The organism is Amycolatopsis sp. NPDC051106 (genome assembly GCF_040682775.1).
GTDB lineage: Bacteria > Actinomycetota > Actinomycetes > Mycobacteriales > Pseudonocardiaceae > Amycolatopsis.
Map to the genome: position 1 here is coordinate 1 of NZ_JBFBBQ010000003.1, position 12,225 is coordinate 12,225.

10 protein-coding genes are annotated in these 12,225 nt (G+C 70.9%); 7 read left to right on the forward strand and 3 right to left on the reverse strand.

Annotation, left to right across the window (positions count from 1 at the left end; translation table 11 throughout):
* The first annotated feature begins 290 nt into the window (after window positions 1-290).
* Both AB0M83_RS03285 and AB0M83_RS03290 read left to right on the forward strand, forming a co-directional pair.
* The gene (locus AB0M83_RS03285; protein WP_364511736.1) at window positions 291-1,094 is read left to right on the forward strand and encodes an alpha/beta fold hydrolase; all 804 of its coding nucleotides are present in this window, start codon (window positions 291-293) and stop codon (window positions 1,092-1,094) included.
* Window positions 1,091-1,849 (forward strand): SDR family oxidoreductase, encoded by a 759-nt coding sequence (locus AB0M83_RS03290; protein WP_364511739.1) that lies wholly within the window; start codon window positions 1,091-1,093, stop codon window positions 1,847-1,849. Before AB0M83_RS03285 ends, AB0M83_RS03290 begins: the two co-directional genes overlap by 4 nt.
* Here AB0M83_RS03290 and AB0M83_RS03295 read toward each other — a convergent pair.
* Window positions 1,834-3,396: a transposase gene (locus AB0M83_RS03295; protein ID WP_364511741.1), complete on the reverse strand. Its 1,563-nt coding sequence runs from the start codon at window positions 3,394-3,396 to the stop codon at window positions 1,834-1,836. The genes AB0M83_RS03290 and AB0M83_RS03295 overlap by 16 nt on opposite strands.
* A 153-nt stretch (window positions 3,397-3,549) precedes the next feature.
* On the opposite strand from AB0M83_RS03295, the gene AB0M83_RS03300 reads away from it, so the two are divergent.
* From AB0M83_RS03300 to AB0M83_RS03320, 5 genes are all read left to right on the forward strand, one after another.
* Window positions 3,550-6,147 (forward strand): bifunctional FO biosynthesis protein CofGH, encoded by a 2,598-nt coding sequence (locus AB0M83_RS03300; RefSeq protein WP_364511743.1) that lies wholly within the window; start codon window positions 3,550-3,552, stop codon window positions 6,145-6,147.
* A gap of 96 nt (window positions 6,148-6,243) precedes the next feature.
* Window positions 6,244-6,777, forward strand: coding sequence for a DUF4232 domain-containing protein (locus AB0M83_RS03305; RefSeq protein WP_364511746.1), 534 nt, complete (start codon window positions 6,244-6,246; stop codon window positions 6,775-6,777).
* A gap of 113 nt (window positions 6,778-6,890) precedes the next feature.
* Window positions 6,891-7,748 (forward strand): arpA protein, encoded by an 858-nt coding sequence (locus AB0M83_RS03310; RefSeq protein WP_364511748.1) that lies wholly within the window; start codon window positions 6,891-6,893, stop codon window positions 7,746-7,748.
* Window positions 7,749-7,765: 17 nt separating this feature from the next.
* On the forward strand, window positions 7,766-8,638 hold the full coding sequence (locus AB0M83_RS03315; RefSeq protein ID WP_364511751.1) for a class I SAM-dependent methyltransferase: 873 nt from the start codon (window positions 7,766-7,768) through the stop codon (window positions 8,636-8,638).
* 4 nt (window positions 8,639-8,642) lie between these two features.
* Complete coding sequence (locus AB0M83_RS03320) at window positions 8,643-10,385, forward strand: choline/carnitine O-acyltransferase (RefSeq protein ID WP_364511753.1); 1,743 nt, start codon at window positions 8,643-8,645, stop codon at window positions 10,383-10,385.
* Here the strand turns inward: AB0M83_RS03320 and AB0M83_RS03325 are convergent.
* Together AB0M83_RS03325 and AB0M83_RS03330 are read right to left on the reverse strand one after the other, a co-directional pair.
* The gene (locus AB0M83_RS03325; RefSeq protein WP_364511755.1) at window positions 10,351-11,289 is read right to left on the reverse strand and encodes an alpha/beta hydrolase fold domain-containing protein; all 939 of its coding nucleotides are present in this window, start codon (window positions 11,287-11,289) and stop codon (window positions 10,351-10,353) included. The two genes, AB0M83_RS03320 and AB0M83_RS03325, sit on opposite strands and share 35 nt — an antisense overlap.
* Window positions 11,286-12,068 (reverse strand): methyltransferase domain-containing protein, encoded by a 783-nt coding sequence (locus tag AB0M83_RS03330; RefSeq protein WP_364511757.1) that lies wholly within the window; start codon window positions 12,066-12,068, stop codon window positions 11,286-11,288. Before AB0M83_RS03330 ends, AB0M83_RS03325 begins: the two co-directional genes overlap by 4 nt.
* Window positions 12,069-12,225: the final 157 nt, after the last annotated feature.

Genomic DNA, 12,225 nt, shown 5'->3' on the forward strand with positions numbered 1-12,225 from the left:
TTTTTGGTGGGACACCCACTCAATCGCTTCGAGCGAGAGCTTGGTTCGTGTCCCGGCGGCCGCCCGGTTTCCCTGGCGACTTGGAGAACTTTACATGCCCGGAAACCCTCGAAAACAGGGGGGGTCCCTTAACAAGATCAGCGCAGGTCAGACCCCATGACGAAGCCCGCCTGAAGCCCAGTGTGCACCTGCGGACCCCGGAGCGCCAAAGAAAAAGCCGCGAAGGAACATTGCTCCGAGTACATTGCGCCGTATTGCACCGCGCCAAAGCTCCGCCTAGCGTCGGCCGCATGACCCTCGCGTACGACGACCTCGGCCCGGAGCACGGCCGGCCGGTCCTCCTCGTCCACGGCCACCCCTTCGACCGCTCGATGTGGCGTCCCCAGGCCGAGTACCTGGCCGAGCGTGGCCACCGCGTCGTGGTCCCCGACCTCCGCGGTTACGGCGAATCGAAGAGCGGCGAATCGACGTGCACGGACACCAAGACCACCCTCGACGTCTTCGCGAACGACCTGATCGACCTGGCCGACCACCTCGACCTCCAAAGGTTCGTCCTCGGCGGCCTCTCCATGGGCGGCCAAATCGTCATGCAGCTGGTGCGGGACCACCCGGGCCGGGCGGAAGCCCTCCTCCTGGCCGACACCTTCCCCGGCCTCGACACCCCGGAGGCGAAGCAGGCCCGCATCGACACCGCCGCGCGGATCACCGAGGAGGGCATGCACCGCTACGCCGAGGAGGTCCTCCCCAAGATGATCTCGAAGAGCACCCGCGCGAGCAGGCCGGACGTCGAAGCGCACGTCATGAAGATGATGCGCGACGCTCCCCGGGAAGGAGCCGCGGCCGCGCTCAGGGGACGCGCCGAGCGCCCTGACCACACGCCGACGCTCAAGGACATCGACGTCCCCACTCTGGTGGTCGTCGGCAGTGAGGACGAGTTCACCCCGGTGGAGGACGCCCGGCTCATCCACCGGGAGATCCCCGCCTCGACCCTGGTGGTCATCGACGGCGCGGGCCACCTGCCTAACCTGGAGCGCGAGACCGAGTTCAACGAAGCGCTCAGCACCTTCCTGACCACAAGCGGAGCCAAGCCATGACCCACCAGACCGTGTTCGTGACCGGCGCCAGCGCCGGCTTCGGTGACGCCATCGCCCGCCGGTTCGTCGCCGAGGGCGCCCGGGTGATCGCCGTCGCCCGCAGCGAGGACAAGCTCGAGAAGCTCGCCGGGGAGCTGGGCGACGCCGTCCTCACGCTCAAGCTCGACGTCAGCGACCCCGAAGCGGTCAAGACGAAGATCGACAGCCTCCCCGCGGACTGGCGCGAGGTGGACGTCCTCGTCAACAACGCCGGCCTGGCCAAGGGCCTCGAGCCCGCCCACCGGGCAGAACTGGCCGACTGGGACGAGATGATCGCGACGAACGTCCGCGGCCTCGCGCACGTCACCCGCGCGCTGCTGCCCGGCATGGTGGAGCGCGGCCGCGGCCACGTCATCAACATCGGCTCGATCGCCGGCACCTACCCCTACCCCGGCGGCAACGTCTACGGCGCGACCAAGGCGTTCGTCCACCAGTTCAGCCTCAACCTGCGCAGCGACCTGCACGGAACGGGCGTCCGGGTGACGAACGTCGAGCCCGGCATGGTCGGCGGCACGGACTTCTCCAAGGTCCGCTTCGCCGGCGACCAGGACAAGGCGGACAAGGTCTACGAAGGCACCACGCCGCTGACCGCGGACGACGTCGCCGAGTCGGTCTTCTGGGCCGCGAACCAGCCGGCGCACGTGAACATCAACGTCATCGAGCTGATGCCGGTGGTGCAGAGCTTCTCGGCGCTGCAGATCTACCGCGGAAGCTGAGACTCGAACAGCGAGAACAACGCCTGCTGACCCGGGTCCCGCTCGGTGGGCAGCCGCTTCGCCCGCGGCCGCCCGCCGGTGGACGGGTAGCGCAGCACCAGCTCGCCGATGCCGGCCAGCTGGTCGAGCAGTTCCCGCACGGACAGGTTCATCCCGGCCCGGTCGGCCTCCCGCCGCATCAGGTGGGTCACGGTCGCCGCGAGCACCGAGACGAGCCCGTGCGCGGCGATCCGCTGCCGCGTCCACTCCCAGCGCGGGGTCGGCCCGGTGACGGCCGGGCCGGTGAGCCAGCGGAACGTCGACTCCAGGTGCGTGCGCGCCCGGTAGGCCGTGACGACGTCCCCGATCGGCCAGTCCCGGTCGGTGACCAGCACCTGCTTGCCGAAGAACTCGTCGTCGAGGCGGGCCAGCGCGGCCGAGTCGATCCGCCGTTCGAGCCGGATCTCGCCGGGCCGGTTCCCGCTCAGCACCGCGGTGAGGACGCGTTCGATGCGCCGGCCGCGCGTGACCCGGCCGAGCTCGGCGTGGACCTGGGCGCGGTCGCCGCGGTGAGTGCCCGCCGCCAGTGCCTCGGCCAGGCCGTCGAGCTCACGGGTCGCGGTGGCCAGCTCGTCGGCGAACGCGCGGGACTGCGCCGCGTGCAGTGTCGCCGAATGCGTGAGGATCACCCGCCGCCGGACGCCGTCGACGACCGCGTGCGTGTCCAGGGCGGTGAGCCCGGCGAACCGCTCGGGGTCGACGCGCTTGCGGGCCGACGCGGGCTGGGTCAGCAGCTCGGGCTGGTCGGTCAGCGGCAGCGAGCCGACGAACCCGCTGCGTGAACCGAGGTCGAGCTGGGCCGCCTGACCGGAGTGGAAGACGAGCGTCGCGGGGCCCAGCTCCGCGGTCAGCGCGGCGAACGTCGGCGCGGTCCCGTCGTCGCGCCGGTACACCCGCGACGCCAGGGGGATCGCGCCGTCGCGGGTCACCCGCAGGCCCGCGCCGGCGAGCACGCCCCGGCAGGCCGAGGGCAGCGTGCAGTCGGCCGGGGCGAACGCGGCGAACTGGGGGACGTCGACGGCGAGCGCCGCGTGGTCGTCGAGCGTGTCCAGCACGGCGGACGCGACGGCGTCTTCGATGCGCGTGATGCGGTCCGGGGTGAGGCGTTCCAGCGCCCGCCAGAGTCCTTCCACTGTGGACACCCGAGGTCGCACGAGATCGGCGGCCGCCCCCGAGGCCCACCACTCGCCGATCGGCGTCGCAGGCGCGGTCGCCCGGTGCAGCACGGCGATCGCCAGCGTCAGGCCCAGTGACGGCTTCGCGCGCTGAGGGCCCGCGATGTCGTCGACGCGCCGGACGAAGTCGAGCCGCGAAAGGGTCGCCCACACCGCCGCGACGTCGCCGTACGTCCGGTACGACGCCGACGCGGGTTCGCCGCCCGGGACGGCGCGGGCGATCTCCTCGGCCGTCCCGAGGTAACGTTGGGTCACCACCCGCGGCTTGCCGTCGACCCGGCCGGACTCCGCCAGGTAGTAGTACGTCCGTCCGCCGATCTTCTTCCCGACCACCGATGCCACCCTTTAGGTAATACACGCCGGGAAGCTGATCGACAACCGTGCCACCGCGCTGACCTGCGACGACGATCACGCGCACCGATCGGGTGAGCCGGGTGCGGAACACACACTGGCTGGTCCCGCGAGGACGGTCCTAGCGTTGGGGGAATGGGACCCGAACCCGACGCCACCACCCCGACCGCCTCCGCGATGCGCCGTGCGCTCGCCCGGGCGCGTGACGGGAAGACACTCGACGTAGCCGAGGCGAGCGTCCTGCTGCACGCCCGCGGCGAAGACCTAGGGAAGCTTTCCGAGTACGCCTCCCGCATCCGCGACGCGGGCCTGGCCGAGGCCGGACGCGCGGGCATCATCACCTACAGCCGCAAGGTGTTCATCCCCCTGACCCGCCTGTGCCGCGACCGCTGCGGCTACTGCACGTTCGTCACGGTGCCGGGCCGGCTCGAATCGCCGTTCCTCTCCCCCGACGAGGTCCTCGACATCGCCCGCAAGGGCGCGGAGATGGGCTGCAAGGAAGCCCTCTTCACCCTCGGCGACCGGCCCGAGGACCGCTGGAAGGCCGCCCGCGACTGGCTGGACGCGCACGGCTACGACGACACGCTGTCCTACGTCCGGGCGATGGCGATCCGGGTGCTCGAGGAGACCGGCCTGCTGCCCCACCTCAACCCGGGCGTGCTGACCTGGCAGGACTTCCAGCGGCTCAAGCCGGTCGCGCCGTCGATGGGCATGATGCTGGAGACCACCGCGACCCGGCTGTGGAGCGAGAAGGGCGGCCCGCACTACGGGTCACCCGACAAGGACCCCGCGGTAAGGCTCCGGGTGCTCGAAGACGCCGGCCGCAGCAGCGTCCCGTTCACCACCGGCGTCCTGATCGGCATCGGCGAGACGCACGAGGAGCGCGCGGACGCGCTGTTCGAGATCCGCGAGGTCGCCAAGACCTACGGCGGCATCCAGGAAGTCATCGTGCAGAACTTCCGGGCCAAGCCGGACACGAAGATGCGCGCGACGCCGGACGCCGACCTCGAAGAGCTCGCGGCGAACATCGCCGTGGCGCGGCTGGTGCTCGGTCCGAAGATGCGCATCCAGGCGCCGCCGAACCTGATCGGCAACCAGTACGACCTGATGATCCGCGCCGGCATCGACGACTGGGGCGGCGTCTCGCCGCTGACCCCGGACCACGTCAACCCGGAACGCGCGTGGCCGCAGATCGACGAGCTCGCGCGCCGCACCGAGAAGGCGGGCTTCGAGCTCAAGGAACGGCTCACCATCTACCCGGAGTACGTCAAGGCCGGCGAGCCGTGGCTGGACCCGCGGATCACGCGGCACGTCGCCGCGCTCGTCGACTACGAGACCGGGATGGCCCGCGAGGGCGCGATGCCCGTCGGCATCCCGTGGCAGGAGCCGGACGGCGGCTGGCAGCAGTCCGGCCGCACCGACCTGCACACCGAGATCGACACCACCGGCCGGACGGAAGACCGCCGCAGTGACTTCGACTCGGTCTACGGGGACTGGAAGGAGATCGGCGACCGGATCAAGACCGGGCCGCAGAAGTTCGATTCCACCGTGCTGGAAGCCTTGCGCAGCGCGGAAAAGGACCCCGCCGGGCTGTCCGACGACGCCGCGCTGGCGCTGCTGTCGGCCGAGGGCAAGGAACTCGACGCGTTCACGAAGCTCGCCGACGACCTGCGCCGGGAGACCGTCGGCGACGACGTCACCTTCGTCGTCACGCGGAACATCAACTTCACCAACGTCTGCTACACGGGTTGCCGCTTCTGCGCCTTCGCGCAGCGTCGCACCGATGCCGACGCGTACACGCTTTCGCTGGAGCAGGTCGGCGACCGCGTCGACGAGGCGTGGGCCGCGGGCGCGACCGAGATCTGCATGCAGGGCGGCATCCACCCGGACCTGCCGGGCACCGCGTACTTCGACCTCGCGGCCGAGGTCAAGCGCCGGCAGCCGGAGATCCACCTGCACTCCTACAGCCCGATGGAGGTCGTGAACGGCGCTTCGCGGACCAACCTGTCGCTGAAGGACTGGCTGATCAAGGCCAAGGAAGCCGGCGTCGACTCGCTGCCGGGCACGGCCGCCGAGATCCTCGACGACGACGTCCGCTGGGTGCTCACCAAGGGCAAGCTGCCGACGTCGGAGTGGATCAAGGTCGTCACCACCGCGCACGAGATCGGGCTCCCGACGACGTCCACGATGATGTACGGCCACGTCGACACGCCCGCGCACTGGGTCGCGCACCTCAAGCTGCTCGCGCGGCTGCAGCGCGAAGGCCTGGAGAAGCACGGGCGACGCGGGTTCAGCGAGTTCGTGCTGCTGCCGTTCATCCACCAGAGCTCGCCGATCTACCTCGCCGGGCTCGCCCGCCCGGGCGCGACGCAGAACGAGAACCGGGCGGTGCACGCGCTGGCCCGGCTGCTGCTGCACGGGATGATCGACAACATCCAGAGCTCCTGGGTGAAGCTCGGCACCGAGGGCAGCCGCGCGGTGCTGCAGGGCGGCGTCAACGACATCGGCGGCACGCTGATGGAGGAGACGATCAGCCGGATGGCCGGCGCGTCGAACGGGTCGTACAAGACGATCAGCGACATGCGCGAGATGGTCGAGCCGCTGGGCCGCCCGCTGGTGCAGCGCACGACGGGCTACGGCCGGCCGTCGGCCGAGCGCATCGCCGCCGCCGAGGCTTCGGACGGCGTCGCGACGGCCGTGCGCAAGCCCCTGCTGCCCCTGCTCACGCCGTAGAAAACCGTTCGGGGTTCCCCCGGCCCCGGGCGGAGCCCCGGTTGACACAGTCGTAGCGGGCGCCCGGCTCCGGGGTGCCCGCTACTCTTCCGGTCCATGGGGGTTTCTCGCTTCGCACCACTTCTTTTCGTCGCGCTTCTCGCGGGGTGCAGCACGCCGCCGCCTCCCCCACCCGTGCCCGCGCCCACGACGACGCCGAGCCCGGCGTACGCGCCGCCGCCGTCGACCGGACTGTCGCTTTCGGTCGGTCAGGTCGAAGCCGGCCTCGGGCACCGCGCGAGCGTGCTGACGCTGACCAACCGGGACAGCGCGCCGCGGAAGGTCACCGGCTACCCGGACCTGAAGATCCTCGCCGGAGACGGTTCGCCGCTCGAGGTGAAGGTCGAGCACGGGACGTCGTACTTCGCGCGGGACCTCGGGCCGCAGAACGTCACGCTCAAGCCGGGCGGGAAAGTCGTGGCCGTGCTCGCCTGGTCGGCCACCGTGACGTCCGGCGACCAGCACTCCGGCGCCGCGATCTCGGTGGTCCCCGTCCCGGGCGAGCCCGCGCAGACGCAGCCGCTGGACACCGACCTCGGCACCACGGACACCGTCACCGTCAGCTCGTGGGCGACCGAAATCGGCAATTGATGACCTTGTGTCACCGCTCACAAACCGACGGTTGACCCTCCCGGATCTGTGCTACCTCTTTCCCTTCACGACCAGGGCAAGCACCGGAGCTTCACCCGCCGGAAGGGACTGCGATGAGCACCTCCGTGGCCGCGTTGGAAATGGTCGACACCGACCGCTACCCGCTCACCGATCCCGGAAGCGCCGCCTGGCGGGCGACCGTCGACCGCACCCGCGCGGACCTGGCCGCCGTCGGCTGCAGCGTCCTCGCCGACTTCGTCCGGCCCGAGCTGCAGGAAGTCCTGCGCGCCGAGTGCGCCGCGCTCGAGCCGCACGCGTACACGAAGATCGAAAAGGTCAACGCCTACAACACCGCGATCGACGCGGCCCTGCCCGAAAACCACCCCGGCCGGACGATCATGGAGCGCGGCAACGCCTTCGTCGCCCGCGACCACATCCCGGCGTCGTCGCTCATCGGCCGGCTCTACACCAGCCCGGTGTTCCAGCGGTTCATCGCCGACTGCTTCGGGCTGCCGCAGCTGCACGAGCTCGCCGATCCGCTCTCCGGGCTGACGCTCAACGTGATCGCGCCCGGCCGCGCGCACCCGTGGCACTTCGACACGAACTCCCACACCGTCAGCATGCTGACGCAGGCGGCGCGCGACGGCGGGACGTTCGAATACTGCCCGAACATCCGCTCCGCCGAAGCCGAGAACTTCGCCGACGTGCGGGCCGTGCTTTCCGGGGAAAACACCCGTTCGGTCCAGCGCCTGAGCCTGCGTCCGGGCGATCTTCAGGTGTTCAAAGGCCGCTTCGCCTTGCATCGGGTCACTAGGGTGGAGGGGAAGATCGCCCGGCACTCCGCGATCTTCGCCTACAGCGAGCGCCCCGGCGTCATCGGCAGCCCGGAGCGGACCAGGCAGCTCTTCGGCCGGGTCCTGCCCGAGCATCTGGCCGATCGCGCCGTGCGGGGCGACGCCCTGCTCGACTAGATCTAGGAGCCTGGCCCGTGCCTTTCGACTCGACCGGCAAGATCTCGTTCGACCACATCTACACCGCGCCCGACCCCCGTCCGTTCTTCGGAACGTTGCAGCGCGTGGATTACCAGATTCCGCAACTGGCGAAGCCGTACTTCACGAAATTGATCGAGGAATACCAGGCCGAACGCGGAATCGCGCGGCCGACCGTGCTGGACGTCGGGTGCTCCTACGGCGTCAACAGCGCGTTGCTGCGGTGCGAGGCGAGCATCGACGACCTGTACGAGCAGTACACCGCGCCCGGCGTCGAAAACCTCGATCGTGCCGCGCTGCTCGAGCGCGACCGGCAGCTCGTCCACACCCACGCCGATCCCGACGGCCCCCGGTTCTTCGGGCTCGACGCAGCGGGGGCGGCGCTGGAGTACGCGCGGTCCGCGGGGTTCCTCGACGAGGCGATCTACGCCGATTTCGAGCGCTACGACCCGGACCCGAAGCAGCAGGCGCTGCTGGACCAGGTGGACCTCGTCGTCTCGACCGGATGCGTCGGGTACGTCACCGAGAAGACGATCGCGCGGATCGCCCGCGGTTCCCGGCCGTGGATGGCGCACTTCGTGCTGCGGATGTTCTCCTACGACCCGGTCGCCGAGAGCCTGGCCGGGCTGGGGTACGAGACCGCGGCCATCGACGGCGTGTACCGGCAGCGGCGGTTCGCCTCCGCCGAAGAGCAGGCGCAGATCCTCGACACGCTGGCCGGCGCCGGTGTGGACCCCGACGGCCTGGAAGCCGACGGGTGGCTGTACGCGCAGTTGTACGTTTCCCGGCCGAAGAAGGGCGCGGCCGCCGGGCTCGCGTCCACGCTCAACGCGGTAGCTTCCGAAGACGCAGCACCCGACGAACGAGGATGACAGAGTGAGCAGTCCGGAATGGTCCCCCCGCACGTTCGGCAACGAGGACCGGCTTCCCCGCGTCCCCGTGCCCACCCTCGCCGACAGCGGTCGCCGCTTCCTGGAGTGGTGCGGCCCGCTGCTGACGCCGGACGAGCTGGCGGAGACCGAAGCGGCGGTCGAGGACTTCCTCGCGCCCGGCAGCCCCGCCCACGGGTGGCAGGCCGCGCTGGAGGAGTACGACCGGTCGCCGGGGGTGCACAGCTGGCTGGACACCTTCTGGCCGTACCGCTACCTCGGCCGCCGCGACCGGATCGCGCTCAACGCCAACTTCTTCTTCCTGTTCCAGGATTCCCCGCTGGGTCAGGTGGAGCGCGCGGCCGAGCTGACCGCGGCCGCCGTGGACTACAAGTTGAAGCTCGACGAGGAACTGGTGCCGCCGGTGCTGCTGCGCGGCGCGCCGCAGTCGATGGTGCAGCACAAGTACCTGTTCTCGGCGACCCGCATCCCGGGCGAGCTGCTGGACACCGCGCGCACGCGGTTCCCGTCGCCCGAGCGGCACATCGTCGTGTTCCGGCAGGGCACGCCGTTCCGGCTGGACGTCCTCGCCGAGGACGGCCGCCCGTACTCGCCGGCGCAGCTCGCGGACGGGCTGCGCGCGATCCTCAAGGACGACTGCGTCACCGAGGTTTCCGCCGGGCACTTCACGACGAAGGCGCGCGCGGAGTGGGCGGCTTCGCGGGCCGCGTTGCTCGAGGCCGGGAACGCCGCCGCGCTGGAGACCATCGAGACGGCGCTGTTCTGCCTGTGCCTGGACGACTTCACGCCGTCCGGCGACCAGGAAGCGAGTGACCGGCTGCTGTACGGCGCGAATCGGTGGTACGACAAGGCCGTGTCGCTGATCGTGTTCGAGGACGGCACCGCGGGCATCAACGTCGAGCACTGCGAACTCGACGGCACCACGATCCTCGGCTTCACCGACGCGCTGCTGAGCGGTTCGCGGGCGCCCCGGGAAAGCGCCGAGGGTGTCCCCGGCTACGAGGTGGTCGAGTTCGCGCTGACCGACGCCCTGCGCGAAGACGCCCGTGCTGCCGAAGCGGCCTTCAAGGCGTACGCGGACGCGACGGCGACGCAGACCGTGTCGTTCGGCTTCGGCGCCGACCGCGCGAAGGAGCTGAAGATGTCGCCGGACGCCTTCGCGCAGATGGCGTACCAGCTGGCGCACCGCCGCGCGAAGGGCCTGACCGGCGCGACGTACGAGTCGATCGCCACCCGGCAGTTCCGGAACGGCCGCACCGAGGCCATGCGCGTCGTCACGCCGGAGGTCGTGCGCTTCGCCGACGTCCTGACCGATCCGGACGCTTCCGACGGCGAGAAGCGCGAAGCGTTCCGGACGGCCGCGGCCAAGCACGTCGCGCGGGCGAAGGAGTGCCAGGCCGGGGACGCACCGGAGCAGCACCTGTGGGAGCTGCAGCTGATCGGGAAGCGCCGGGGCGACGCTGCGGTGCCGGCGCTGTACAGCTCGCCGGGCTGGCTGAAGATGCGCGACGACTACCTGAGCACCAGCTCGGCGCCGTCGGTCAACATCCGGTACTTCGGGTTCGGCTCGACGAGCCCGCAGTGCATCGGCATCGCGTACGTGCTGCTGCCGGACCGCTGGAACATCTACCTCAGCACGCCGAAGCACGTCTCGGCGGAGATGTACCGCTTCGCCAACGAGCTCGCGACGGCCGTCAACGAGCTGCAGGAGCTCCTGGCAGGCGCTTGAGCAACCAGGTCAGCCGGGCAGCGCGCGCGGCCCGGCTGACCTGCGCTTCCGGGGCCAGCGCGTCGAAGCCGTGGAAACCCCCGGGCCACACGTGCAGCTCGGCCTCGCCGCCCGCCTGCCAGATCCGGCTCGCGTAGGCGACGACCTCGTCGCGGAACGTCTCCGCCGTGCCGACGTCCAGGAAGGCCGGCGGCAGCCCGGAAAGATCGGTGGCGCGAGCCGCGGCGGCATACGCCGGGACGTCGTCCGTGCCGCGGCGATCACCGAGGTAGGCCGTCCAGCCGACGTTGTTGGCCGTGCGGTCCCACAGGCCGCGGCCGTCGAGGTCGACGGCGGACGGCGTGTCGTTGCGGTCGTCGAGCATCGGGCAGATCAGCAGCTGGCCGGCGACTTCCGGGCCGCCGCGGTCGCGGGCGAGCAGGGCCGTGGCCGCCGCGAGCCCGCCGCCCGCGCTGATACCGCCGAGCACCACCGGGCCGGCGCGGTGCTCGACCGTCCACAAGAGACCGGCGTAGCAGTCCTCGACCGGCACCGGGTACGGGTGCTCGGGCGCCAGCCGGTAGCCCGGCGAGACGATCGTCAGGTCCGTCCCGCCCGCCCAGTCCAGCAGGTTCGGCACGTCCTGGCCGAGGTGGCTGCCGACGATCGTGCCGCCGCCGTGCACGTAGTACAGGACACCCGCGCTCGTCGCCGGAGTCATCACCAGCAGCGGAACGTCCCCCGCGTACTCCTCGGTGACCTGGTACGCCGGGTACGCGGCGGCCAGCTCCTCGACGGTCCGGTGCTCGGCGGCGTTCAGCTCGCGGCGGCCGGGGATGTCCTCGAGCGAAGCCAGCGGCGGGCGGAGAGCGCGCAGGGTTTCGACGACCGGCGCCAGCTCCGGGTCGAACGGCGGCGGCGTCACGCCGTCGGGTCCGAGACGACGAGGACCAGCGAGCCTTCGAACGTCGGCTGCTCGCGCAGGCGCCCGTAGCGGCGTTCCCACGTGCCGTCGTCGAGGTCGTGCTGCAGCTCGCCGGCGAAGCGGTGGTGCACGCGGTCGTCGACGAAGCTCCACGCCGAGCACGACAGCCGCGCGCCCGGGTCGAGCAGGCGTTCCGGGCGGGCGTAGTAGGCCTCGTTGAAGCCGTCCGTGCAGTCGATCGGGATGGGCACGGGGACGATCGACGTGGGGCCGCCGAGGCCGTCGGCGATGTCGTCGACCGACGGGTAGCGCCGCGCCTCGGTCTCGATCACCTCGGGCGCGTAGTCGAGCAGCCAGAACCGCCGCAGCAGGGCCGGGTCACAGGTCAGGATGGCGACCGGGCCGCGGGTGACCCGGCGCAGCTCCTTCAGCCCGGTCCACAGGTCGTTCCACTGGTGGACGCTGAACGTGCTCATCGCGCCCTCGAACGCCCGGTCCGGGAACGGGAGCTTCTCGGCCACGGCGTCGATCGCGGGCGGCAGGTCCGCCGGGCGCTGCGCGCGCATCGACGCGGACGGCTCGACCGCGGTCACTTCACGGTCTTCGGGTTCGTAGGCACCGGCGCCCGCGCCGACGTTGAGCACGGTCCGCGCGTCCCCGAGCGCGTCGAGGAGGTACTGGCCGATGCGGGGATCCGGCTTGCGGTAGTCGGTGTAGACCCCGCCGATCGCGCCGTAGTCCGCGTCCCCGGCGCTGCCGTCCGCACGTCGCTGGCTCATGACGGAAAACTATCAGCGCGCCTCCGACCGCGAGATCGTTGCTCCGCCGGGCGTAAGCGAACGTCGGGCATCCGGCGCAGCCGTCACTTCCTGTCGCAAAGTTGCGTAAGTTCGTTCAACTATTGCGATTTCTTGTCCAGGATTCGTATGATCCCGG

Excerpts from the sequence above, each read along its gene's own strand:
- AB0M83_RS03285 (WP_364511736.1), top strand. The coding sequence starts at position 291 with ATGACCCTCGCGTACGACGACCTCGGCCCGGAGCACGGCCGGCCGGTC.
- AB0M83_RS03290 (WP_364511739.1), top strand. The coding sequence starts at position 1,091 with ATGACCCACCAGACCGTGTTCGTGACCGGCGCCAGCGCCGGCTTCGGT.
- AB0M83_RS03300 (WP_364511743.1), top strand. The coding sequence starts at position 3,550 with ATGGGACCCGAACCCGACGCCACCACCCCGACCGCCTCCGCGATGCGC.
- AB0M83_RS03305 (WP_364511746.1), top strand. The coding sequence starts at position 6,244 with ATGGGGGTTTCTCGCTTCGCACCACTTCTTTTCGTCGCGCTTCTCGCG.
- AB0M83_RS03310 (WP_364511748.1), top strand. The coding sequence starts at position 6,891 with ATGAGCACCTCCGTGGCCGCGTTGGAAATGGTCGACACCGACCGCTAC.
- AB0M83_RS03330 (WP_364511757.1), bottom strand. The coding sequence starts at position 12,068 with ATGAGCCAGCGACGTGCGGACGGCAGCGCCGGGGACGCGGACTACGGC.